General features: G+C 66.8%; 18 protein-coding genes. 13 read left to right on the top strand and 5 right to left on the bottom strand.

Annotated features, from left to right (window positions below):
- Positions 1-231: 231 nt before the first annotated feature.
- Complete coding sequence (locus tag ACYZGB_RS13350) at positions 232-1,950, bottom strand: hypothetical protein (protein WP_462388871.1); 1,719 nt, start codon at positions 1,948-1,950, stop codon at positions 232-234.
- Positions 1,951-2,226: 276 nt separating this feature from the next.
- Between ACYZGB_RS13350 and ACYZGB_RS13355 the strand changes: the two genes are divergently transcribed.
- The 3 genes from ACYZGB_RS13355 to ACYZGB_RS13365 all read left to right on the top strand — a co-directional run bounded on the left by ACYZGB_RS13355 (position 2,227) and on the right by ACYZGB_RS13365 (position 5,533).
- Entirely contained in the window at positions 2,227-4,545 is a 2,319-nt protein-coding gene (locus tag ACYZGB_RS13355) for an FG-GAP repeat protein (RefSeq protein WP_462388873.1), read from the top strand.
- A 314-nt stretch (positions 4,546-4,859) separates the two neighbouring features.
- Positions 4,860-5,147, top strand: a complete 288-nt coding sequence (locus ACYZGB_RS13360) for a DUF4148 domain-containing protein (protein ID WP_462388874.1) — start codon at positions 4,860-4,862, stop codon at positions 5,145-5,147.
- Between the two features lie 92 nt (positions 5,148-5,239).
- Complete coding sequence (locus tag ACYZGB_RS13365; protein ID WP_462388876.1) at positions 5,240-5,533, top strand: DUF4148 domain-containing protein; 294 nt, start codon at positions 5,240-5,242, stop codon at positions 5,531-5,533.
- Positions 5,534-5,731: 198 nt separating this feature from the next.
- On the opposite strand, the gene argC is transcribed toward ACYZGB_RS13365, so the two are convergent.
- On the bottom strand, positions 5,732-6,670 hold the full coding sequence (argC, locus tag ACYZGB_RS13370; protein ID WP_462388878.1) for an N-acetyl-gamma-glutamyl-phosphate reductase: 939 nt from the start codon (positions 6,668-6,670) through the stop codon (positions 5,732-5,734).
- Between the two features lie 166 nt (positions 6,671-6,836).
- Between argC and ACYZGB_RS13375 the strand changes: the two genes are divergently transcribed.
- Positions 6,837-7,724, top strand: a complete 888-nt coding sequence (locus tag ACYZGB_RS13375; protein ID WP_462388879.1) for a LysR family transcriptional regulator — start codon at positions 6,837-6,839, stop codon at positions 7,722-7,724.
- A gap of 15 nt (positions 7,725-7,739) precedes the next feature.
- Here ACYZGB_RS13375 and petA read toward each other — a convergent pair whose 3' ends face one another.
- On the bottom strand, positions 7,740-8,369 hold the full coding sequence (gene petA / locus ACYZGB_RS13380) for a ubiquinol-cytochrome c reductase iron-sulfur subunit (RefSeq protein WP_462388881.1): 630 nt from the start codon (positions 8,367-8,369) through the stop codon (positions 7,740-7,742).
- Between the two features lie 330 nt (positions 8,370-8,699).
- Here petA and ACYZGB_RS13385 point away from each other — a divergent pair, with 330 nt between their 5' ends.
- Positions 8,700-10,040 (top strand): sigma-54 interaction domain-containing protein, encoded by a 1,341-nt coding sequence (locus ACYZGB_RS13385; protein ID WP_462388882.1) that lies wholly within the window; start codon positions 8,700-8,702, stop codon positions 10,038-10,040.
- Between the two features lie 108 nt (positions 10,041-10,148).
- Here ACYZGB_RS13385 and ACYZGB_RS13390 read toward each other — a convergent pair whose 3' ends face one another.
- Positions 10,149-10,862, bottom strand: coding sequence for a TetR family transcriptional regulator C-terminal domain-containing protein (locus tag ACYZGB_RS13390; RefSeq protein WP_462388884.1), 714 nt, complete (start codon positions 10,860-10,862; stop codon positions 10,149-10,151).
- A gap of 182 nt (positions 10,863-11,044) precedes the next feature.
- Here ACYZGB_RS13390 and ACYZGB_RS13395 point away from each other — a divergent pair, with 182 nt between their 5' ends.
- The 8 genes from ACYZGB_RS13395 (at position 11,045) to ACYZGB_RS13430 (ending at position 22,284) form a co-directional block, all read left to right on the top strand.
- Positions 11,045-11,203: a hypothetical protein gene (locus ACYZGB_RS13395; protein WP_462388885.1), complete on the top strand. Its 159-nt coding sequence runs from the start codon at positions 11,045-11,047 to the stop codon at positions 11,201-11,203.
- Positions 11,203-12,552 (top strand): NAD(P)-dependent oxidoreductase, encoded by a 1,350-nt coding sequence (locus tag ACYZGB_RS13400; RefSeq protein WP_462388887.1) that lies wholly within the window; start codon positions 11,203-11,205, stop codon positions 12,550-12,552. Before ACYZGB_RS13395 ends, ACYZGB_RS13400 begins: the two co-directional genes overlap by 1 nt.
- Positions 12,553-12,585: 33 nt before the next feature.
- A complete protein-coding gene (gene preA, locus ACYZGB_RS13405) occupies positions 12,586-13,899 on the top strand; it encodes an NAD-dependent dihydropyrimidine dehydrogenase subunit PreA (protein ID WP_462388888.1) in 1,314 nt (437 codons plus the stop codon).
- Positions 13,900-14,121: 222 nt separating this feature from the next.
- Positions 14,122-15,579, top strand: a complete 1,458-nt coding sequence (locus ACYZGB_RS13410) for an NCS1 family nucleobase:cation symporter-1 (RefSeq protein WP_462388890.1) — start codon at positions 14,122-14,124, stop codon at positions 15,577-15,579.
- A gap of 76 nt (positions 15,580-15,655) precedes the next feature.
- A complete protein-coding gene (hydA, locus tag ACYZGB_RS13415; RefSeq protein WP_462388892.1) occupies positions 15,656-17,107 on the top strand; it encodes a dihydropyrimidinase in 1,452 nt (483 codons plus the stop codon).
- A 19-nt stretch (positions 17,108-17,126) separates the two neighbouring features.
- Positions 17,127-18,401, top strand: a complete 1,275-nt coding sequence (locus ACYZGB_RS13420; protein WP_462388893.1) for a Zn-dependent hydrolase — start codon at positions 17,127-17,129, stop codon at positions 18,399-18,401.
- Between the two features lie 80 nt (positions 18,402-18,481).
- Positions 18,482-20,005 (top strand): methyl-accepting chemotaxis protein, encoded by a 1,524-nt coding sequence (locus ACYZGB_RS13425; RefSeq protein WP_462388894.1) that lies wholly within the window; start codon positions 18,482-18,484, stop codon positions 20,003-20,005.
- A 212-nt stretch (positions 20,006-20,217) separates the two neighbouring features.
- Positions 20,218-22,284 carry a putative bifunctional diguanylate cyclase/phosphodiesterase gene (locus ACYZGB_RS13430; protein ID WP_462388895.1) on the top strand — a complete coding sequence of 689 codons (2,067 nt, stop codon included), beginning with the start codon at positions 20,218-20,220 and terminating at the stop codon, positions 22,282-22,284.
- 24 nt (positions 22,285-22,308) lie between these two features.
- On the opposite strand, the gene ACYZGB_RS13435 is transcribed toward ACYZGB_RS13430, so the two are convergent.
- Positions 22,309-23,364 (bottom strand): bifunctional nicotinamide-nucleotide adenylyltransferase/Nudix hydroxylase, encoded by a 1,056-nt coding sequence (locus ACYZGB_RS13435; protein WP_462388896.1) that lies wholly within the window; start codon positions 23,362-23,364, stop codon positions 22,309-22,311.

Here is a 23,364-nt window from a genome sequence, read left to right on the forward strand (position 1 = left end):
TGGGCATCCAGGCACTCCCAAACTTCCGACAGGCGAGGTGGTGTTAGCACTCGTCTGAGGTGAGTGCTAATGATAGGGGCATTTATGGCCGTTTCAAGACACTCCCTGCAGACGCCTGGGGGTTTGGGAGGCAAAAAAAGGGGTGAAGGCCTGCTGAACGCCGCCGCCCGGGTGGGGGCAGAGGGCGAAGGTGCCGGGTGACAGGCGTTGGGCGGGTTGCCGGGGCGGCCGTCACAGGCCCTGCAAAACCTGGGTGTGCCAGGCCTGCAGGGTTTCCTGCCGCTCGCGGCGCGCGGTGTCGTCGGCTTCCTGGGCGTCTTGCTGGCGCTGCAGCTGCAGTTGCTTGAGCAGGGGGAGCAGGTCGGTGTGCCGGGACTGTGGCCCGGGTGCACTGGTGCTGTTGCCCGTGACCTGGTTGTTTTGCACCCTGAGCGTGTGCAGCGAGCGGGACGCGGCCTGGGTGAGTGTGGCGCGGATGGCCTCGCCGTTGTCATAGGCCAGGTGCGCCTCCGTGCTGCTGCTGTCCTCCACCTTGTTGTAGAGGTAGTTCTGTGACGCCGAGGTGGTGTCCAGCCGGGGTGCTGCCGACACCAGCAGGGACTGGTGGTAGGCGGCGACGAGCTGCGCGGTCTGGGTCTGGCTGACAGCCCGGTTGCGGCTGGAGCTGCCCGTGATGTGGGTGGACTGGTTCAGCGTGTAGTGGAAGGTGTCGAGTTCCTGCGTGCGGCGCGGGTTGGTGGCCCGCGTGGTGGCCGTGATGCTGGCGTCAAAGTCCGCCAGGCCGGTCAACAGGCCCTGGTCTTCTTCGCCGAAGGTACCGGGCAGGGTGTGCAGCGCGGTGCCGGGTTTCAGGCCGCCGCCTGTGTGGGGGGCGCCGTAGCGGCTGTGCATGGCGGCAAAGCTGGACTTGAACAGGTCCACCAGGGCCTGCCGGGCCTGGCCGCGTTCTGCCGCCTTGTCGATGCGGCCCAGGCAGTGCTCGACAGCGTTGGCCCTTTGCGCATCTGTGCCCCACTGCGCGGGCTGGCGCAGGTCGGTCGCCATCTTCACCACGCCGTCACGGCTTCGCAGCTGCACCGCGCGCCGGTCTCCATCGACCTGAATCTGCGCGCCCAGCGTCAACACCCGGTTGCCATCTCTGTCCTTGCCATACATCTCCGTCTGGAGTTCCAGCCGGGTGAATGCCTTGCTGTCGAACCGGAGCAGCTCTTCCACATCCAGCTTCGGGTCGTCACCCGACAGCCCCTGCACCGCCTTGTCGAACCCGCTGGCCAGGGCCTGGAGTGCTTCACGCTCCTGCATGCTGAGTTCTCCCTCCACCACGATCTCGACCGACATGCCCGCGCCGGAGGCGCTGGGCTCGCGCTGGTCGTGGATGGACAGGCGGACCCGGGCGCCAGACCGCGTCTCGATGGAGAGTTCCACACTGCCACTGGGGCGGCTCTTGAAGGACCAGAGCGCATCCGTGGCCTTGCCCTGGACCCGGTCGGGCGAAGCGACGGCAGCCATGTCCACCACGGTTTGCCGGTAGCCCACGCCCGTGCTGGCCACCTGCCCCAGCAGCGCAGAGCCCAGGCCCGCCAGGCGGCCCTGCTGTGTGGTGCCACTGGCGTTGCGGCCCATCACCTCGGCCAGGGCGTTGTCAGGGGCTTGTTCCCACACCTGCATGCGCCCGCCCCGGGCCTGCATGTCCAGCAGTGCTTCGTAGGTGGCGGGGGCCGTCTCCAGGCTGCCTGGCATCTGCGTGATGTGCAAGAAGCGTTGGTTGCCCTGCACGGCGGCGCTGGCGATGTTGCTGGTACTGCTGCTGGGTGCGCTGGGTTTTTGTGGGGTGACCGGCGCTGGCTGCGCCGCTACCGGGCGCGTTGCTGCCGATGGGGCGGGGGTTACTGTGGGGCTCCACGCCGTTGCCAGCGCGGGGGAAAGGCTGGACAGGCCGACAACACTCATGGGTGGTCTTTTCTCGTTGGTTTTATCCAGGGTTTATCGGCAGCGGGCCGCAGAACTGAAAGGGAAAGGCGAAAGGGGCAGGGCGCAGTCCCGCCTGTCAACCCCGCTTCGGTGGGGTGGGTGTATGGGGCTGCAAAAACTAGAGTGCCTGGTGGCCTGCCGGGCCACCGTCCCTGTCCTGTGCGCGGAGAACCTTTGATGCCTCGATCTGCCCCCCTTCACACCGAAACCCCCTGCCCGCAGCGCCGAAAGGGCGCGTGGGTTTGGCTCCATGGGTTGCCACACCCGGGGGGGCAGCCCGGGGCACTGGCGGGCATCCGCCGCTGGGCGGCCCGCTGGCTGGTGGGGGTGGCCGCTGGTGTGCTGGCCGCTTGTGGTGGGGGAGGCGGCGACGCCGTGCCCGCCCCGCCGCCTGCCGCAGTGCTGCACCCGGTGGGCGGTCAGGTGTCCGGGCTTGCGGGCGTGCTGGTGCTTGCCAATGGCACACGCGGGGAGTTGACCATCACCGCCAGCGGCAGCTACGCCACCCAGGTGGCGCATGGCGAAGCCTACGACATTGTGGTGCGCACCCAGCCCATCGGGCAGACCTGCCTGGTGGAGAACGGTACGGGCGTGGTGGCAGGGCCGGTCACCAATGTGCAGGTCCGCTGCACTGCCAACACCTATGCAGTGGGCGGGACGGTGGTGGGCCTGGCGGGGGCGCTGACTTTGCGGCTCAATGGCATGTCCGACCTCGCGCTGACCACTGACGGGTCATTCCGCTTTGCCCTGGCCGTGCCCCATGGCAGCACCTATTCGGTGGCCGTGCAGGTGCAGCCCCTGGACCAGTTCTGCGAGGCCAACAGCGCCACCGGTGTGGCCTTGGCACCGGTGACGCAGGTGCGGGTGACCTGCCGCACGATCGATGTGCCCCCACCGCCTCCGCCGCCTCCACCCATCGCCGCCGCCCCCCTGGGCCTGGGCATCACCTACGGGGCAAAGGCGTTGAACTTCTCATGGCTACCGGCCACCCATGCCACCAGCTACACCGTGCACGAAGACCCCGATGGTGCGGGCCCGCTGGCGGCCGCGCAGATCGGCTCCACCGCCACCACCGCGCTGGCGCATGCGGTGCCGGTGTTGCTGCACCAGCGGCTGAACGCCACCTACACGGTGCGGGCCTGCAACATCAGCGGGTGCAGCGTCCCGTCGGCCCCGGTGGCGGCAGACATGGTGCAGGCCATTGGCTATTTCAAAGCCTCCAGCACCGCAGCCGAAGCGCGGTTTGGGAATCGGGTGGCCCTGTCCGCCAACGGCACCACGCTGGCCGTCGGGGCCTATGGCGAAGCTGGCAACACGGGGGCGGTGTATGTCTTTACCCGCACTGGCAGCACCTGGTCACAACAGGCGCGGATCACTGCTCCGGGGGGCGAGGCCAACGACTACTTTGGCAACGCCGTAGCCCTGTCGGCCGACGGCAACACCCTGGCCATTGGCGCGGACGGCGAAAGCGGCGACCAGTCAGGAACCTTTGCGGTGATGCCTCCCAGCAACAACCTCGCCAGCAGTTCCGGCGCGGTGTACGTGTACTCCCGCTCGGGCAGCACCTGGTCGCAGCAGGCCTTCATCAAGGCCAACAACACCTTTGCCTTCGACCTGTTCGGCTCGTTTGTTGCGCTCTCGGCCGATGGCAACACCCTGGCTGTGGGCGCCTACTACGAGAGCGGCGACCTGACTGGCGCCCATGGCAATGCGGCGTTCGCGTCGTCAGGCGCGGCCTATGTGTTCAGCCGCACCGGCACCAGCTGGGCGCAGCAGGGCTACATCAAAGCCGCCAACGCAGGGGCGGGGGATTTTTTCGGGATCTACCTCAGCCTGTCTGGCAGCGGCGACACGCTGGCGGTGGGCGCGTTTTTTGAGCGCAGCGCCTCGGCAGCCACTCCGGCCGATGATTCCTTGCAGGACGCGGGGGCTGCCTATGTGTTCCAGCGCACGGCTGGGGTCTGGGCGCAGCAGGCCTACCTCAAGGCCCCCAGCCCTCTGGCGCTGGACCGTTTTGGCGTGGCGGTCATGCTGTCGGGGGACGGCAACACGCTGGCTGTGGGCATGGACGGGGACAGCAGCGATCACACGGGCGTGTATGTGGTGCCCCCTGCCAGCAACAGCCTGGCGCTCAACTCAGGGGCCGTGTTTGTCTACACCCGCGCAGGCGGCACCTGGCAGCCGCAGGCCTACCTGAAGGCATCCAACACCCGCACGCCCCACCGCTTCGGCAACAACCTCGCCATGTCCAGCGACGGCAACACGCTGGTGGTGCCCTCGTACCGCGACAACAGCGCGGCCACGGGCTTCAACGGCAACCAGGCCGACACCACGGCTGCCGATGCAGGCGCCGTGCTGGTGTTTCGCCGCACCGCAGGCACCTGGGCGCAGCAAGCCTACGTGAAGGCGCCGAACACCGGCAGTGGCGACCGCTTTGGCGGCCGGGTGGCGCTGTCGGGCGACGGCAACACGCTGGCGGTTGGGGCTTCGACGGAAGACGGTGGATCGAACGGAATTGGCGGCAACCAGGCCGACGAAAGCCGCACCAACGCGGGCGCGGTGTATCTGTACTGAGAGGTGAAGACCGCGGCATTTGCGCGCCGCTCTTGCGAGCAGCCAAAAATTCCGCCCTTGAGGATTTGCGCCCGCCCTGCCCGTGGTTCTGAAAGGAGCCACGGGCTTTTTTTCTGCCTGTCCATGCCACGCGGCATTGTTTCAAATACTGGAACAGTCAGTTCGCGACTAGATGGTTTTTCTCTGAACACCATCGGCGTACAGTTCAACCCATCGATGAGCCGAACCCGCAAGGCGACTCACCGAACCCGGTTCAGGATTGGTTTTTGACCCGGTTTTTTTGAGACGCTTTTTTAACTTCAAGGATTTTCATCATGAACAACACCGCACGTTTCCTCTCCATCGCCGCTGTCGCTGCTTTCGCCTCCTTTGGCGCCCACGCTGACGAAGCCGATGCTTCGCAGTTCGCCACCAAGTTCGAAACCAACCGCACCCGCGCTGAAGTGGCCGCCGAAGCCGCCACCGTGGCCCAGACCCGCAGCATCGAACCCGCTGGTTCGCGTGTGGTGACTTACAAGAGCACCGCCGACCGCGCTGCTGTGCGTGCCCAGGCTGCTGACGCTGTGCGCACCGGCCAGATTTCTTACGGTGAGCGTGGTTGATTCTTCAGCGCCTGATTCGCTGAATCCACCGCCCTTTCTGTTTCGTATTGCCCAGTACATCCCTCTTTTTTGAATTTCACCGGAGTTTCACCATGAACAAGACCGCTCGCATCATCTCCATCGCCGCTGTGGCTGCTTTCTCTGCCTTCGGCGCACACGCTGACGAAGCCGATGGCTCGCAGTTCGCCCTGAAGTTCGACACGAACCGCACCCGTGCTGAAGTGGCTGCTGAAGCCGCGACCGTGGCCCAGACCCGCAGCATCGAACCCGCTGGTTCGCGTGTGGTGACCTACAAGTCCACCACTGACCGCGCTGCTGTGCGTGCCCTGGCTGCTGATGCCCTGCGCACCGGCCAGATCCCTTCGGGCGAATTCAGCGCCATGTAAACGGTTGGCCGATTGACACAGTTGCGGGACTTCCCATGGTGGTGGCACTTCGCGCGGTGCGGGTGCTGCTGCCATGGGAGGTGTTTTGAAGACACCCGCACTGGCCAAGCAAACGGGGCTCCTTTTGGGAGCCCTTTTTGTTGGTGTCTTGTCTTGGGGTTCGCGCCGCGCTGCTCAGTCACGGCACGGGGCGGGCCATCATGCGGCCCGGTGCGCCAGCATCAGGTCCAGGTTCTGCACCGCCGCGCCCGAGGCGCCCTTGCCCAGGTTGTCGAACACGGCCGTGAGCAGCACCTGCCCATGCTTTGCGTTGGCGAACACCCCCAGCCGCAGCTGGTTGGTGCCATTGAGGGCCTGCGGGTCGAGGTGCTCGGCGGCTTCGGCCTGCGCCAGGGGCATGACCTCGACATGGGCTGCACCTGCGTAGTGCTGCTGCAGACAGGCGTGCAGCCGCTCGCCGCTGGCACCCGCAGGCAGCTGGTGCACAAACAGGGGAATGCTCAGCACGATGCCCTGGCGGAACGCGCCGTAGGCGGGCACAAAAAAGGGGCGCTGGGCCAGGCCCGCGTAGCGTGCAATTTCGGGCGTGTGCTTGTGCTCCAGCTTCAAGCCGTAGAGCTGAAAGCCGGGTGCCTGCGTGGCGTGGGGGCCCTCATGCTCTTCCACGCGGGCCCGCCCGCCGCCCGAGTAACCCGACACCGCATGCACCGTGACCGCATGCTCGCGGCCCAGCAGGCCTGCCTGCACCAGGGGGTGCAACAGGGCCACGGCGCCCGTGGGGTAGCAGCCGGGGTTGCTCACCCGCTGGGCGCTGGCGATGCGCGCGGGCTGTGCGGCATCCATTTCAGGAAAACCATAGACCCACTGCGGATCGGTGCGGTGCGCTGAGCTGGCGTCGATCACCTGCACGGCCGGGTTGGTAATGGCGGCCACGGCCTCGCGCGCAGCCGCATCGGGCAGGCACAGGATGGCGATGTCGCAGCTGTTGATGGCTTCGGCGCGGCGGGTTGCGTTTTTGCGTTCGGCCTCGGGCAGGGTCAGCAGGCGCAGGTCGGTGCGGCCGCGCAGGCGCTCGTGGATCTGCAGGCCGGTGGTGCCCTGGTCGCCGTCGATAAAAACAAGGGGAGATGCAGTCATGAGTTGGGGCTCCGGTGGTCAAACTGGCATCCCTGGGCGGAGGGGCGGATGCCGAAGTGGATGGATGTCGAATGGGTTTCGGAAAGGGGATGCGCAATCTTCGGCGCCGGTCTAAACTTTGAAAAGTTGAATTTCACAAACATCAGCATCAGGTTTACTGAACGTCATGCGCGAACTCAACCTCGACCGGCTGCGCACCCTGGTCACGATTGCCGACCTTGGCTCCTTTGCCGAAGCCGCGCGCGTGCTGCACCTGGCGCCGCCCACGGTGAGCCTGCACATCGCCGACCTGGAAGCCCACATCGGCGCGCCCCTGCTGGTGCGCAAGCGGGGCGAGGTGCGGCCCTCGGGCGTGGGCGAGGCGCTTGTCGAACGTGCGCGGCGCCTGCTGGCCGATGCGGACGAAACCCTGGACCTGGTGCAGCGCCAGGTGCAAGGGCTGTCCGGGCGGGTGCGCCTGGGCGCCTCCACTGGCGCCATTGCGCACCTGTTGCCGCAGGCGCTGGAGGTGCTGGGCCAGCACCACCCGGGTGTGGACGTGCAGGTGGCGGTGCTGACTTCGCCAGAGACCATGGAGCGCCTGGCCAGCGGGGCACTGGACATTGGCCTGGTGGCCCTGCCGCAGCCCGCCGTGCGCGGGGTGGTGGTGCTGCCCTGGCGGCGTGATCCGGTCATGGCCTTTGTGCCGTCGGCTTGGGCATCGCCCCGCCGCGCTACACCCCGCTGGCTGGCGGGCCAGCCACTGATCCTGAACGACGAGGGCACCAGCCTGTCACGACTGTGCAAGGAATGGTTTGCGCAGGCGGGCGAGCACCCCCGGGCGCGCATCCAGCTCAATTACAACGACGCCATCAAAAGCCTGGTGGCCGCCGGTTATGGCGCCACGCTGCTGCCCCATGAGGCTGCCACCGCTGCGCCTCTGGACCCGCGCATCCGCATGCTGCCCCTGCAGCGCCCGCTGTGGCGGCCGCTGGGCGTTGCCCACCGCGAAGGCGGCGTGGAGCGCGCCACCCAGCATGTGCTGGATGTGTTGTGGCAGCAGAAGCAGGGCTGATGCGCAGCAGGTTGCTCAGGCTGCGTCCTCGCCGATCCGCAAGCGGGTGTCCGACACATAGTGATGGGGCGGCACTTCCAGGTTGACGGGGGCGGGTTTGTTCTTGAATACGCGGCCCGCCAGGTCGAAGGTGGAGCCGTGGCAGGGGCAGAAGAAACCCCCTTGCCAGTCGGGCCCCACGCTGGGGTGGGCCGTGCCTGCGGGGATGGTGCTCGGCGAGCACCCCAGGTGGGTGCAGATGCCCACGGCAACCAGCAGCTCGGGGCGGATGGAGCGCCCGGGGTTGCGGGCGTAGTCGGGCTGCTGGTCCTTGCGGGATGCCGGATCGGCCAGACTCGGGTCCAGCCGGGGCAGGGCGGCCAGCATGTCGGGCGTGCGCCGCAAGATCCACACGGGTTTGCCACGCCACTCCACGGTGGCCAGTCCACCCGGGGGCAGGTCGCCGACGTCCACCTCCACACTGGCGCCCAGGGCCCGTGCACGCTCGCTGGGCGCGAGGCTGGACACCAGGGGGATCGCCACCCCGGCGGCAGCCAGGCCGCCTGTGGCTGCGGCGAGCAGCACCATCTGGCGGCGTTCGGTGTTGTCCGGGCTTTCCTGGGAGGGGGCGAGAGCGGTGGGGGAGGGCGAGAGCGTGTAGGGCATGGCGGAGTTCCGGTGGTGGTGGGCGTGGGGCAAGCGCGGGTGCGACAAATGGGAGATGAAGAACTGTCCGGCGGCTTGCCCGGTCTGGGTCTCTCTTGGCAAATGGCGTGCCATGGAGGCGTCAGGAGAAAAACCTTTGTGAATCAACGGAGTACCGGAGCTTTTCGCCTGTCGAGGGGCGCGAACCACTGCCGAAGCGCTGCCAGATAACTGCCAACTGACTGCCATGTGCAGACGCCATGGCATAGATCAAAGCCCGGGAGCCAGAACTCGGGCACCGTGGGGCCTTCGGCGTTTTGCCTTGTGCTCCATCCCTCTTCACATCCCGCCATGGCCAGCCCTCACCTCCCGCCGCCCGAGCTGGTGGCCTTCCTTGAAGGCCTGCCCGACCCCCACATCCTGCTGGACGGTGCCTACCGCATCCTGGCGGCCAATGTGGCCTACCGCCAGCAGTTTGGCGGCGGGGTCCCCGTGGTGGGCCGCCACTGCCATGCTGTGTCGCACCATGCCCGCGTCCCTTGCGACCAGGCGGGCGAGTCCTGCCCCCTGGCGCAGGCGCGCCAGTCGGGCCAGCGCGAACATGTGCTGCACCTGCACCACACGCCGCAGGGCGAGGAATACGTGCAGATCGAGCTGACCCCCATCCAGGGGGCGGACGGGCAGGCCGCCTTCTTCGTCGAGAAGATGGTGCCGCTGCCCCTGGCGGCCCGCACCCTGCCCGGCGTGCCGGGCCTGGTCGGGCGCTCGCCCGCCTTCCAGCAGATGCTGGGGCTGGTGGCGCGCGTGGCGCCCACGCGGGCCGCCGTGTTGCTATTGGGCGAGTCGGGCACCGGCAAGGAGCTGGTGGCCCAGGCGCTGCACCGGGGCAGCCCCCGGGCCACGCGCGCCCTGGTGCCCGTGGACTGCGCCAGCCTGTCCGAGAGCCTGTTCGAGGCCGAGCTGTTCGGACACGAGAAGGGCGCTTTCACCGGCGCGGCGCAGGCCCGGGCAGGGCTGGTGGAGGTGGCCGACGGCGGCACGCTGTTTCTGGACGAGGTGGGCGACATCCCGCTGCCCCAGCAGATCAAGCTGCTGCGCCTGCTGGAGACAGGCACCTACCGCCGCGTGGGCAGCACCGAGCTGCGGCATGCCGACCTGCGCGTGGTGTCGGCCACCCACCGCCACCTGCCGCGTCTGGTGGCCGAGGGGCGATTTCGCGAAGACCTGTACTACCGCCTGGGCACCTTCCCCATCCACCTGCCGCCCCTGCGCGAGCGGCCAGAGGACATCGCCCTGCTGGCGCAGGCGCTGCTCGACCGCCTGGCCCCCGCCCACCGCGCGCTGCGCCTGTCGGATGCGGCGGTGGCCGTGCTGCAGGCGCAGCCCTACCCGGGCAACGTGCGCGAGCTGCGCAACCTGCTGGAGCGCGCCGCCGTGCTGTGCGACCACCTGGAGATTGACGCGGGCCACATGCACCAGGCCCTGGCCTGTGGCCTGCCGCCCCCGGAGGATGCGGGGCACCCTGTGCTGCAGGCGCCCCAGCCGCCCCGCGCCCTGCTGGACGACGCCACCCTGCGCCAGGCGCTGGCCCGCCACCAGGGCAGCCGCGCGGCGCTGGCGCGGCAACTGGGCATCAGCGAGCGGTCGCTGTACCGGCGGCTCAAGGCGTTGCCGGTGGAGGGAGTGGGCTAAATTATGAGAAGAATAGGCCGTTTGCGCGCGACCATATTGGTTTTTATGCTATCAAATATGTAGTATTTGAGATGCGGACGCGCCCGGGCTGCATGCATCGCCACCCGCTCAAGCCACCGCATCAGGCGCCAGTGCGCTCAGCACCATGCGCACGATCAGCTCCTCGGCCTTTTCGTAGTCACGCTCGGTCAAGGCGGGCTTGCCCAGCAGGAGGGCGAACTGCGCTTCCTGCTCCGCATACGCCTGCGTGACCGACCAGATGATGAACATCAGGTGCGTGAAGTTGACCTTGGCAATGCGGCCCTCGCGCGCCCAGCGCTCGAAGGTGCGCACCTCGGTCTTGAGCAGCGGCGCCACCCGCTCGGTGATGGCTTGGCCATAGCGTGGTGCACCCGCAATCACCTCTTTGGTGAACACCTTGGCGCCCTGCGGGCGCGTGCGCGAGTAGTGCAGCTTGGCGCGGATGTAGCGCCGCAGCGCCTGCTGGGGGTCGTCGCTGTGCGACAGATCTTCCATGCCCGCCAGCCACTGGGTGAGCACATCGTCCAGCACCCGCTGGTACAGCGCCTCCTTGCTCGGGAAGTAGTACAGCAGGTTGTGGCGGCTGATGCCCGCAGCGGCGGCAATGTTCTCCAGCGAGGCGCCCTCGAAGCCGAACTGCGCAAAGTGGTTCTCGGCCTCGGTGAGGATGCCCTGCTCCTTGGCCAGGCGCGAGGCCTTGGGCGCGCGGGGCACCACGGTGTCGCCAGAGGCGGTGCGTGGCACCTTGGGGGAGCGGGGGGCGGAAGGAGCTTTGGGCGGGCGGGAGGCGGCAGCAGTCATTGCACCATTGTGGAACAAGCCAGGGCCCAAAAACTGGCAAATCGCTGGCGTGGCGCTGGCACGCGGTTTGCTCTAGGGATTTTACCAATTGGTAAATTTTTACACGTTGGTAAATTGACCCACAACGCAGGGCACCGCTGCACCAAAGCAGCGGGCACCTGCACCCCACAGCGAGGACCACGATGAAACCTCCGAAGTTTGCAAGCACAGGCGCCTGCGCCTGCGCTGCATTGGCTGGCCCCAGCCGCATGCGCAGCCAGCGCAGCGTGGCACGGGCGCGTTGGAGCGCCTGCATGGACTGCGCCCAGACCCCCACCCTGACCCTCTCGGAGGAAACCTGATGGACACACCCGCAAGCCGTGCCTGCGGCATTCATGCCGCACGCCTGAACCTGGCCGACTACGCTGCCAACTTCAGTGATGCGCACCCGCCGCTCACCAAACCCCAGGCCCTGATCGAGGCCGAGCGCTGCTACTACTGCCACGATGCGCCCTGCGCCACCGCCTGTCCCACGGGCATCGACATCCCATCGTTCATCCACCGCATTGCGCAGGACAACAACCGGGGTGCTGCCCGTGCCATCCTGGAGGCCAACCCGCTGGGCGGCATGTGCGCCCGCGTGTGCCCCACCGAGGTGCTGTGCGAACAGGCCTGCGTGCGCAATACCAACGAGGACAAGCCGGTGGAGATCGGCTCGTTGCAGCGCTATGCAACTGACGCGTTTTTTGAAAAGCCCGGTGCACCCCTGTTCCAGCGCGCAGCCGCCACCGGCAAGCGCGTGGCCGTGGTGGGCGCAGGGCCGGCGGGCCTGGCCTGCGCGCATGGCCTGGCTGTGCGCGGCCATGATGTGGTGCTGTTCGAGGCGCGCCCCAAGCTCGGTGGCCTCAATGAATATGGCCTCGCCAGCTACAAGACCACCAACAACTTCGCTCAGAAGGAGGTGGAGTGGCTGCTGTCCATCGGCGGCATCGAGGTGCGCACGGGCCAGCAGCTGGGCCGTGTCATCACGCTCGACAGCCTGCTGGGCGCTTACGACGCGGTGTTCCTGGGCCTGGGCCTGCAGGGCGTGAACGCGCTGGGCGTGGCCGAACCCACGGCCACAGGCTTGCGCAATGCCGTGGATTTCATTGCCGAGCTGCGCCAGAGCACCGACCTCTCCACCCTGCCCGTGGGCCGCCGTGTGGTGGTGATTGGTGGCGGCATGACGGCGGTGGATGCTGCCGTGCAGTCGCGCAAGCTGGGCGCTGAAGAAGTGACCATCGTCTACCGCCGGGGCGCCGAGGCCATGTCGGCATCGGCCGTGGAACAACAATGGGCGCAGACGAATGGCGTGACCATCCGCCACTGGGCCGCACCGAAAGAGGTGCTGAGCGAAGGCGGCGCTGTCCAGGGCGTGCGCTTTGCCGCCACGGCACTGAGCGGCGGCAAGCTGGTGGAAACCGGTGAAACCTTCACGCTCGATGCCGACATGGTGCTCAAGGCCATTGGCCAGACCTTTGTGGCCGAGCCGGTGGGCAACCGCATTGCGCTGGAAGGCGGGCGCATCGTCACCGATGCCGAAGGCCAGACCAGCCTGGCGCGCGTGTGGGCCGGTGGCGACTGCCGTGTGGGCGGCCGCGACCTCACGGTGGAGGCGGTGGAGCACGGCAAGGTGGCCGCTGTCTCCATCCACGCCGCATTGATGGCTTGAACCCCTTCACCCCAGTTTTCACGGGAGCACCCCATGGCAGACATTCGCAGCAATTTCCTGGGCATCCAGAGCCCCAACCCCTTCTGGCTCGCGTCCGCACCGCCCACCGACAAAGAGATCAACGTCACCCGCGCCTTTGAGGCGGGCTGGGGCGGCGTGGTGTGGAAGACGCTGGGCGAAGACCCGGCCGTGGTCAACGTCAACGGCCCGCGCTACTCCACATTGATGTCACAGGACCGCCGCGTGATCGGCCTGAACAACATCGAGCTGATCACCGACCGGCCGCTGCACACCAACCTCGAAGAGATCAAGCGCGTCAAACGCAACTGGCCCGACCGCGCCATGATCGTCTCACTGATGGTGCCCTGCGAGGAGCAGAGCTGGAAGGCCATCCTGCCGCTCGTGGAAGACACCGGCGCCGACGGCATTGAACTCAACTTCGGCTGCCCCCACGGCATGAGCGAGCGTGGCATGGGCGCGGCCGTCGGCCAGGTGCCCGAGTACATCCAGATGGTGACGGCCTGGTGCAAGCATTACAGCAAGCTGCCCGTGATCGTGAAGCTCACGCCCAACATCACCGACGTGCGCCAGCCCGCACGCGCCGCCAAGGCGGGCGGGGCAGATGCGGTGTCGCTCATCAACACCATCAACTCCATCATGGGCGTGGACCTGGACCGCATGGTGATGAGCCCGAGCACTGACGGCTGGGGCTCGCACGGCGGCTACTGCGGACCGGCCGTCAAGCCCATCGCGCTCAACATGGTGGCCGAGATCGCACGCGACGCGCAGACCGCCGGCCTGCCCATCAGCGGCATCGGCGGCATCACCACCTGGCGCGACGCGGCTGAATACATTGCGCTGGGCTGCGGCACAGTGCAGGTGTGCACGGCGGCCATGGTGTATGGCTTCAAGATCGTGCAGGACATGTGTGACGGCCTGTCCAACTTCATGGACGAGCACGGCTACGCCACCTTGGATGACTTCAAGGGTCAGGCCGTGCCCACGGTCAAGGACTGGAAGAACCTCAACCTCAACCACATCGAAAAGGCCGTCATCAACCAGGATGCCTGCATCCAGTGCGGCCGCTGCCATGTGGTGTGCGAAGACACCTCGCACCAGGCCATCACCTTCACCAAAGAGGGTGGCGTGCGCAAGTTCGAGATCAACGAGGCCGAATGCGTGGGCTGCAACCTGTGTGTGTCGATCTGCCCCGTGCCCGAGTGCATCACCATGCGCGCGCTGGAGTCGGGCGAAGTTGATGTGCGAACGGGCAAGAAAGTGACGGGCGAATACGCCAACTGGACCACGCACCCCAATAACCCCCAGCGCGTGTCTGCAGCGGCTTGATAAGCGGCCCCTGCGTGCGTGTGCCACAGACCCTGCAAAGCGTTGTGACAGCACCCGTTGTGGTGCCGATTTGCAACGCATGCTGCACTGCATCTGGTGCAGTTCTTGCGTGATCTCTAGCATCGCTCGCTTCCCTTTGCCCGCCATCTGCCAGCGTGAGGGCGCTGAAACAGACGGCGGGTTGTGTGCAACCCCAACGAAGTCTTTGACAGGAGTACAGGCATGACCAACAGTACCGGCAGCGCGGCCCATGTGGCGGGGCTAATGCCCGGCGGAGCCTCCAACACGCTCGCCAATGAAGATCTGCTCCCCACCACCGCCGCGCAGCGACACTGGACCTGGAAAGACTTCGCGGCACTCTGGGTGGGCATGGTGGTGTGTGTGCCCACCTACACCATGGCCAGCTCCATGCTCGACCAGGGCTTCACCTGGCAGATGGCGGTGTGGCTGGTGTTCCTGGCCAACTGCATCGTGCTCATTCCCATGGTGCTCATAGGGCGCGTGGGGCCCAAGTACGGTGTGCCGTTTCCGGTGCTGGCGCGTGCATCGTTTGGTGTGAAGGGCGCCAACCTGCCCGCTGTGCTGCGGGGCTTGGTGGCCTGTGGCTGGTTTTCCATCAACTGCTACTTCGGCGCACTCGCGCTGCATGGCTTCTTGAACATCGTGGGCATGAACCTCGCAGGGCCAGCCGCTGGGGAGACCATCAGCACCTCGCAGTTCATGTGTTTCCTCGCGTTCTGGGCGGTGCACATCTACTTCATCTGGAAGGGGCCGGAGTCCATCCGCCTGCTGGAAGTGATCGCCGCGCCGCTGATGATCGGCGCTTCGGTGCTGTTCGTTGTGGTTCTGATGATGAAGGTGCCATCGGGCCAGCTCTTCAATCTGCCCGCCAAGGTGGTGGAAGGCGGGCCCAAGACCTGGGCGGCACTCACGGGGCTGGTGGGCTTCTGGGCCACGCTGGCGCTCAATATCCCGGACTTCACGCGCTTCGCCAAGTCGCAGAAGGACCAGGTCGTGGGCCAGGCCATTGGCCTTCCGCTGCCCATGGCGCTGTTCTCCATGGTCGGGGTCATCGGTTTCTCGGCGTCGGCCATCCTGTATGGCAAGGCCCAGCTGTTCCCTGATGGCTTGCTGACCCAGATGGGCAGCGTGGCCGCGGGCCTGGGCCTGCTGGTGATCCTTCTGGCCAACCTGACGACCAACGTGGCCGCCAACCTGGTGTCGCCTTCGTATGACTTCAGCCAGGTCGCGCCCTCCAAGATCAGCTTCCGCATGGGCGGCGTGATTGCTGCGCTGATCGGCTTGGTGTTCATGCCCTGGAAGATCCTGGCCACATCGGGCGGCTACCTCTTCACCTGGCTGGGCGGCTACGGCACGCTGCTGGGCGCCATTGCAGGCATTTTGCTGGTGGACTACTACCTGGTGCGCAAGAGCGAGCTGAAGGTGGAAGACCTGTACCGCCGGGGCGGCGAGTATGAGTACAGCAATGGCTGGAACCTGCACGCGCTCATCGCCTTTGCACTGGGCGTGCTGCCTTGCCTGCCAGGCTATCTGGCGGTGTCGGGCGTGGTGGACAAGGCGGGCATGCCCGCCATCTGGCTCACGCTGTTCGACTCTGGCTGGTTCTTCAGCCTGGCCGTGGCCGGCACCTACTACTACCTGACTGCCAAGAAGAAGTGACCCCTTGGCCCTGCCTGGGCCTGGTGCCAGTGCAGGGCCTTTTTTGATCTGATCCGCATCCCTGAAGGAGACCCCCATGAGCCAAGCCCTTGTGATCCGCGGTGGCACCGTGGTCAACGCCGACCGTGAACAGCGCGCCGATGTGTTGTGCGTCGATGGCCGCATCGCGGCCGTGGGGGATGGGGCTGCGGCCCAGGCGCCTGCGGGCGCGCAGGTGCTGGACGCCAGCGGCCAGTACGTGCTGCCCGGCGGCATCGATCCGCACACGCACATGCAATTGCCGTTCATGGGCACCGTCACCATGGACGATTTCTTCACCGGCACGGCGGCTGCGCTGGCCGGTGGCACCACGAGCATCATCGACTTCGTGATCCCCGATCCGCAAGAACCCATCCTGGATGCTTATCGCAAGTGGCGCGGCTGGGCGGAGAAGTCGGCCGCCGACTATTCCTTCCACGTCGCCATCACCTGGTGGAGCGAGCAGGTGCGCGCCGACATGGGCACGCTGGTGCAGGACGAGGGTGTGAACAGCTTCAAGCACTTCATGGCCTACAAGAACGCCATCATGTGCGATGACGAAACCCTGGTGAACAGCTTCAAGCGCGCGCTGGAGCTGGGCGCCATGCCCACGGTGCATGCCGAAAACGGCGAGCTGGTGTACCTGCTGCAGCAGGAGGTCGCCAAGATGGGCATCACCGGCCCCGAGGGCCACCCACTGTCGCGCCCACCCATGGTGGAGGCCGAGGCCGCCAACCGCGCCATCGCGATTGCCGACGTGCTGGGCGTTCCCATCTACGTGGTGCATGTGAGCTGCATGGAGTCGGCCGACGCGATTGCCCGCGCCCGTGCGCGCGGCCAGCGCGTGTACGGCGAGGTGCTGGCGGGCCACCTGCTGGTGGACGACAGCGTCTACCGCGACCCCGACTTTGCCAAGGCCGCCGCCTATGTGATGAGCCCGCCCTTCCGCCCCGAGGGCCACCAGGAGGCGCTGTGGCGCGGCCTGCAGTCGGGCCAGCTGCACACCACGGCCACGGACCACTGCACCTTCTGCGCCGCGCAAAAGGCCATGGGCAAGGAGAACTTTGCCAAGATCCCCAACGGCACGGGTGGCGTGGAAGAGCGCATGGCCGCGCTGTGGGATGGCGGCGTGAACACCGGGCGCCTCACGCCCAGCGAGTTTGTGGCCATCACCTCGGCCAACGCGGCCAAGCTGTTCAACATCTATCCGCGCAAGGGCTACATCGGCGAAGGCGCCGATGCCGATCTGGTGCTGTGGGACCCGCAAGGCACCAAGACCTTCTCCGCCAAGACCCAGTTCAGCAAGGGCGACTTCAACATCTTTGAAGGCCGCACCGTGCGCGGCATCCCCAGCCACACCGTGAGCCAGGGCCGCGTGGTGTACGCCAACGGCGACCTGCAGGCCGAGCAAGGCAGGGGCCGCTACATCAAGCGCCCGGCGTTTGGCGCCAACTTCCAGGCCGTGCAGAAACGGGCGCAGGACCTGGCCCCCACAGCGGTTGCCCGCTGAACCGACGGAGAACAACACCATGGACACCAAAGTCAAACCCAACATCGAAAACCTCCGCATCAACGGCCAGCGCCTGTGGGATTCGCTCATGGAGCTGGCGCAGATCGGCGCCACACCCAAGGGCGGCGTGTGCCGCCTCACCCTCACCGACCTGGACAAACAGGGCCGTGACCTCGTCACCCGCTGGGCGCGCGAAGCGGGCATGACGGTCACCATCGACAAGATCGGCAACGGATTCATGCGCCGCCCCGGGCGCAACAACAGCCTGCCACCCATCATGACCGGCAGCCACATCGACACCCAGCCCACCGGCGGCAAGTTCGACGGCAACTACGGCGTGCTCGCCGGCATCGAAGTGGTGCGCACGCTCAACGACCACGGCATCGAAACCGAGGCCCCCATCGAAGTGGCCTTCTGGACCAACGAAGAAGGCAGCCGCTTCGTGCCCGTCATGATGGGCTCGGGCGTGTTTGCCAAAGCCTTCACGCTGGAGCACGCCTACGCAGCCACCGACACCGAAGGCAAGACGGTGAAGGGTGAGCTGGAGCGCATCGGTTACATCGGAGACCAGGAGCCCGGCGACCACCCCATCGGCGCCTACTTTGAAACCCACATCGAACAAGGCCCCGTGCTGGAAGACAACGACAAGACCATCGGTGTGGTCAGCGGCGTGCTGGGCATCCGCTGGTTTGACTGCACCGTCACCGGCATGGAAGCCCACGCAGGCCCCACGCCCATGGCCCTGCGCAAGGACGCGATGCTGGCCGCCACACGCATCATGCAAGACGTAGTCGCTGCCGCCCACCGCCACCCGCCGCACGGGCGCGGCACGGTGGGCATGGTGCAGGTGTTCCCCAACAGCCGCAACGTGATCCCGGGCCGGGTCAAGTTCAGCATCGACCTGCGCAACAGCACCGATGCGCTGGTCGATGCCATGGCCGCCGAGGTCAAGGCCTTTGCCGACCAGGTAGCCCAAGAGCACGGCGTGCAGGTGCACATCGAAATGGTGTCCAGCTACCCCGCGCAACTCTTCCAACCCGAATGCGTGGACGCCGTGGGCCGCGCTGCGGCCAAGCTGGGCTACAGCCACATGCCCGCCGTGTCGGGCGCGGGGCATGATGCGGTTTACATGGCCAGGCTGGTACCCAGTGGAATGATCTTCATCCCCTGCAAAGACGGTATCAGCCACAACGAGATCGAGGACGCGAAACCTGAGCACGTTGAGGCAGGATGCAATGTGCTGCTGCATGCCATGCTGGAGCGGGCAGGCGGGGCGCCCTACGCAGCGGCTTAGGGCCGCATTCCCACAGGATGTGGGCCTCGTTGTATCTTCTGGTTACCATTAACCCCTTATCTTGAGAAGAGGAGAGGCCCATGAAACTCAAAACCCGCATCCTGTGGCTGTGCGCCGCCACGCTCCTGGGCCTGGTCGTTCTGTCAGCCATGGCGCTCACCACGCTCTACCAGTCGATGATGAAAGAGCGCACGGCGCAGCTCTCCAACCTGGTGGTGCTGGCCCACGCGGCGGCCCAGAAGTCGCACGAAAAAGAAAAAAGCGGGGCGCTCTCGCGCGAAGACGCCATCAAGGAAGCCACCCAGACCATCGGCAGCTTTGTTGACAAGGACAAATATTTTTTTGTCCGGGGCTTCACCAACGATGTGAACTACGTGCACCCCAACCCCAAGCGCATCGGCATCGTCGATGAAAAGGGCGGCAAAGAAGCGGGTGTGCGCTACCGCGCCGCGCTGCAGGGCGTAACCGTGGGCACAGTGACGGCCCCTGGCACACGCCCCGGCGCCAAGGAGCCGGTGGACAAGCTCTACGCCATCATCAAGTTCGAGCCCTGGGACTGGATCATTGGTTTTGGCGACTATGTGGACGACATCGAGAACACCTTCTGGCGCAACACCGCCATCCTGCTGTCCATCGGCGCAGTGCTGATGCTCATCGTCGCGCTGATGGCCTGGCAGATGCTGCGCAGCCTGGTGCACCAGCTCGGTGGTGAGCCGCAGTACGCGGCCGATGTGGTGACCCAGATCGCCGAAGGCAACCTGGCCGTGGACGTGCAAACCCTGCCTGGCGACACCACCAGCATCCTGCATGCCATCCGCGCCATGCGCGACAACCTCTCGCATCTGGTGAAGCAGGTGCGCGACAGCACCGATTCCATCAACACCGCGTCCTCCGAGATTGCTGCAGGCAATGGCGACCTGTCGGCCCGCACCGAGTCGCAGGCCAGCGCGCTGCAGGAGACCGCAGCCTCGATGGAGCAGCTCACCTCCACCGTGCAGCAGAACGCCGCCAACGCCAAGCGGGCCGACGAGCTGGCCCGCGCGGCCTCGGACATGGCCGTGCGCGGGGGCGACGTGGTGCAGCAGGTGGTGGGCACCATGGGCTCCATCGACCAGTCCTCGCGCAAGATCGTGGACATCATCAGCGTGATCGACGGCATTGCGTTCCAGACCAATATCCTCGCGCTGAATGCGGCGGTGGAAGCTGCGCGTGCGGGCGAACAGGGGCGGGGCTTTGCGGTGGTGGCGAGCGAGGTGCGCAGCCTGGCCCAGCGCAGTGCGGCGGCGGCCAAGGAGATCAAGGGCCTGATCGACGACTCTGTGGCCAAGGTGGGCGTGGGCACACAACTCGTGGAGCAGGCGGGTGCCACCATGGGCGAAGTGGTGGCAGGCGTGAAAAGCGTGACCTCCATGGTCGCCGAGATCAGCGCCGCCAGCGGCGAACAAAGCGCGGGCATTGCCCAGGTCAACCAGGCGATTTCGCAGATGGACCAGAGCACGCAGCAGAACGCAGCGCTGGTGGAGGAAGCCCTGGCGGCCGCCCAGTCGCTCAGCCAGCAGGCGGTGGCGTTGTCGCAAACTGTGGGGCAGTTCCGCGTGGCCTGACCCCGGAGGGGGCTGGGCAGATTGCCGGAAGAGCCCCTGCCAAAGTGGGCTGGACAAGCCATGGGAGTGTGCGAAGATGCAATCGGTAGTTGCTTCTGACGCAAACCTCTCTTGCGTTTTTCCCCCACATTCCTGCCACCCATGTCCGCCCGGTTGTCGCTGGCCCTTTTGTGTGCACTTGCCCTCGGACTGGCGCCGGGCTGCGGGGGGGCATGAACGTGTCGGCACACACTCCGGCAGCGCGCCTGCCAGTGGACCGCCAGCCCCCAGCCACCGAGTTGGTCGACCGCACTGCCCGCTACGCCGCGCTGGAGTGGCTGTCCCGCCCCGTCTGGGTGTTCGACATCGATGGTCAATGCGTGCACTGGGCCAACACCCCCGCGCTGGCGGTGTGGAACGCCTCCACGCTGGCCGATCTGTGTGGGCGCGACATGGGGCACGACATGTCCGAATCGGTGGCGCTGCGCCTGGCGCAGTACCAGAGCGACTTTGTGCTGCGGGGCAACACCAGCTTCAATGAGCAATGGACCATTTATCCCGGCGGCGTGCCGGTGTCGCTCAATGTGCGCTTCAGTGGGCACAGGCTGCCCGATGGCCGCATGAGCATGCTCTGCGAAGGCGAGCCCGTGGGCGTGGTACCGCCCGAGTCGCTGCGCTCTGTGGAGGCCTTGCTGCACACGGCGGTGATGATCACTCTCTATGGCCAGAACGGCGTAGCGCTGTACCGCAACCCGGCCGCACGCGCTGTGGTGCTCAGCCCCGGCGAGCGGCTGCAGGACCGCATAGGCAACCCGGCTGCGTTTGCCGCCCTGTCGCGCAGCCTGGAGCAGCAGGGTGTGGCCACGCTCACCCTGGCCGTGCGCACGCCCCAGGGCGACCGCTGGCACGAGCTGTCGGCACGCCGCTGCAGCGACGCCATCACCGGCCAGGACGCCGTGCTGGTGAGCGAGGCCGACATCAGTGATATCAAACACACCGAGGAGCGCGCCAACTTCCAGTCGCTGCACGACGTGCTCACCGGCCTGCCCAACCGCGCGCACTTCACCCAGCGCTTTGCGCGCGCGATGGAAGAAGCCCGCGCCCAGTCGCTGGAGGCGGCGCTGCTGCTCATCAACCTGGACCGCTTCAAGGACGTGAACGACACCCTGGGCCACGCGGCGGGCGACGAGCTGCTGGTGGCGCTGTCGCAGCGCTTGCGCCACACGCGGCATGGCACCGAGGTGCTGGCCCGCTGGGGCGGTGACGAGTTTCTGGTGCTGCTCACATCGCCGCGCATCCGCGCCGATCTCGACGCGTTGCACGAGCGCATCTCGGTGGCGCTGGCCGCGCCGCTGTCGGTGGCGGGCACGCCACTGTGCGTCACTTCCAGCATGGGCGTGGCGCTGTACCCGCAGGACGGCGACACCATCGAGATCCTGCTGCGCAACGCGGGCCTGGCGATGTATGCCGCCAAGGAGCGCGGTCGCAACACGCTGGTCTACTTTGACAGCGGCCTGGCCGAGATGGCACGCAGCCGCACCGAGCTGGAAAAGGAATTGCGCCAGGCGCTGGAGCGCGACGAGTTCGAGGTCTACTACCAGCCCCGCGTGGACGTGGCCACCAACATCCTGCGCGCGGTCGAGGCGCTGGTGCGCTGGAACCACCCGCGCCTGGGCGTGGTGCTGCCCGCCCAGTTCATCCCTGCGTGCGAAAGCATGGGCCTGATCGGCCAGCTGGGCCTGTGGGTGCTGGCGCAGGCCGCACACCAGCAGGTGGCGTGGGCGGCGCAGGGCTGGGATCTGGTGGTGTCGGTCAACCTGTCGCCGCGCCAGTTTGCATCGCCCGACCTGTTGCACGACATCACCGGTGTGCTGCGCCAGGCCGGGGTGAACCCCGCGCGCATGGAGCTGGAGATCACCGAATCCATGCTGCTGGGCGAAGACCAGCATGTGCTGGGCGTGATGCGCGAGTTGTCGGCGCTGGGGCTGACCATGGCGCTGGATGACTTTGGCACGGGCTACTCCAACCTGGCCTACCTGCAGCGTTTCCCTATTCACACGCTCAAGATAGACAAGACCTTCATCCAGGACACGGACGCCAACCGCTCGCTGGCTGAGCTCATTGTTTCGCTCTCCACACTGATGAAGCTCACCGCCGTGGCCGAAGGCGTGGAAACGCAGGAGCAGCTGGACTGGGTGGCGAAGCGCGGCATCGCGCAGTACCAGGGCTACCTGTACGCGCGGCCGATGCCGGTGCAGGCCCTCACAGACTGGCTGCGCAAGCTCCCACCGCCGCGTTGATCGGCGGGCTCGCGGGGCGGACTGTCAGCCTCGCAGCGGCGCCCCGGTGATCGTCAGGAAGTGGTCCAGCATGTGGAAGTGGTCTTCAAAGAACTCTTCTTCCATCCCCGCCAATGCATCGATGTGTGTCCACTGCACCAGCATCGCGTCGTCGTCGGCCTGCACCACCGGGAAGGGCGCATCGCCCAGGTCGAAGTAGTGCGCATGCGTGATGGTGCGGCCGCGCTGGCTGCGGTCGGGGTGGTCGAACACGGCCACCGACTGCAGCGCGGCACGCATGTGGGCTTCGGGCAGGTGGCAGTGGGTTTCTTCCACCAGCTCGCGCAGGCAGGACTGCCACACCGTCTCGCGCTGCTCGATGAAGCCGCCGGGCACGGCCAGCTGGCCCTTACCGGGCGCGTGGGCGCGGCGGATGAGCAGCACATGGTCCTGGCAGCGCAGCACGGCGTCCACCGTCACGAACACGGGCGGGTACGGCGCTGCGGACCAGGCCTGGCGGTAGCCGCGCAGCATGCGCCACTCCTCCTGCAGCGCGGCGTAGTGCGGCGTGTGGGCAAAGGCCTGCAGCTGGCGCAGCGTGCTGGGCGGGATCTGCGCAGCCAGCGGCGCCAGGGCTTCGTCCACCGTGGCGGCCGTGGCGCCAAAGTAGGCGTCGCGGATGGTGGTGGCGTCCATGCTGCCCTGGCGCGGCAGGTCGATCAGTGCCCAGCCCGGGAAGGCGCGCAGGTAGCTGCTGGTCGCGTCCTTGAAGTGGCCCACCAGCGCGATGCGGGCACCGGGCTGCGTGTGCTGCGTGTGCTGCGCCACACCCTGGCGCACGGCCTGCACCCACACGGCCTCGTTGTAGTAGTCGCGCACGGGCAGCACCTGCATGCGGCTGCGGTCGGCCGGGGGCAGCGCATCGCGCAGCATGGCCTCGCGCTCTTGCCAGGTGAAGGGGTTCTTGGGCGAGCGGGCCTGCCAGGCCGAGCCCACCACCACGATGACCTGGGGCGCCACGCGCAGTGCCTCGTGCAGCAGGGCCAGGTGGCCGCTGTGCACGGGCTCAAAGCGGCCGATGAGGAGGGCGGTGTCGTACAT

It is taken from the genome of Acidovorax sp. Q11 (genome assembly GCF_054950075.1).

Coding starts and splice junctions, on each gene's coding strand:
- ACYZGB_RS13385 (WP_462388882.1), top strand. CDS start 8,700: ATGGCCAGCCCTCACCTCCCGCCGCCCGAGCTGGTGGCCTTCCTTGAA.
- petA (WP_462388881.1), bottom strand. CDS start 8,369: ATGCCCTACACGCTCTCGCCCTCCCCCACCGCTCTCGCCCCCTCCCAG.
- ACYZGB_RS13375 (WP_462388879.1), top strand. CDS start 6,837: ATGCGCGAACTCAACCTCGACCGGCTGCGCACCCTGGTCACGATTGCC.
- argC (WP_462388878.1), bottom strand. CDS start 6,670: ATGACTGCATCTCCCCTTGTTTTTATCGACGGCGACCAGGGCACCACC.
- ACYZGB_RS13430 (WP_462388895.1), top strand. CDS start 20,218: ATGAACGTGTCGGCACACACTCCGGCAGCGCGCCTGCCAGTGGACCGC.
- preA (WP_462388888.1), top strand. CDS start 12,586: ATGGCAGACATTCGCAGCAATTTCCTGGGCATCCAGAGCCCCAACCCC.
- ACYZGB_RS13410 (WP_462388890.1), top strand. CDS start 14,122: ATGACCAACAGTACCGGCAGCGCGGCCCATGTGGCGGGGCTAATGCCC.
- ACYZGB_RS13425 (WP_462388894.1), top strand. CDS start 18,482: ATGAAACTCAAAACCCGCATCCTGTGGCTGTGCGCCGCCACGCTCCTG.
- hydA (WP_462388892.1), top strand. CDS start 15,656: ATGAGCCAAGCCCTTGTGATCCGCGGTGGCACCGTGGTCAACGCCGAC.
- ACYZGB_RS13400 (WP_462388887.1), top strand. CDS start 11,203: ATGGACACACCCGCAAGCCGTGCCTGCGGCATTCATGCCGCACGCCTG.
- ACYZGB_RS13435 (WP_462388896.1), bottom strand. CDS start 23,364: ATGTACGACACCGCCCTCCTCATCGGCCGCTTTGAGCCCGTGCACAGC.
- ACYZGB_RS13350 (WP_462388871.1), bottom strand. CDS start 1,950: ATGAGTGTTGTCGGCCTGTCCAGCCTTTCCCCCGCGCTGGCAACGGCG.
- ACYZGB_RS13365 (WP_462388876.1), top strand. CDS start 5,240: ATGAACAAGACCGCTCGCATCATCTCCATCGCCGCTGTGGCTGCTTTC.
- ACYZGB_RS13420 (WP_462388893.1), top strand. CDS start 17,127: ATGGACACCAAAGTCAAACCCAACATCGAAAACCTCCGCATCAACGGC.
- ACYZGB_RS13390 (WP_462388884.1), bottom strand. CDS start 10,862: ATGACTGCTGCCGCCTCCCGCCCGCCCAAAGCTCCTTCCGCCCCCCGC.
- ACYZGB_RS13360 (WP_462388874.1), top strand. CDS start 4,860: ATGAACAACACCGCACGTTTCCTCTCCATCGCCGCTGTCGCTGCTTTC.
- ACYZGB_RS13395 (WP_462388885.1), top strand. CDS start 11,045: ATGAAACCTCCGAAGTTTGCAAGCACAGGCGCCTGCGCCTGCGCTGCA.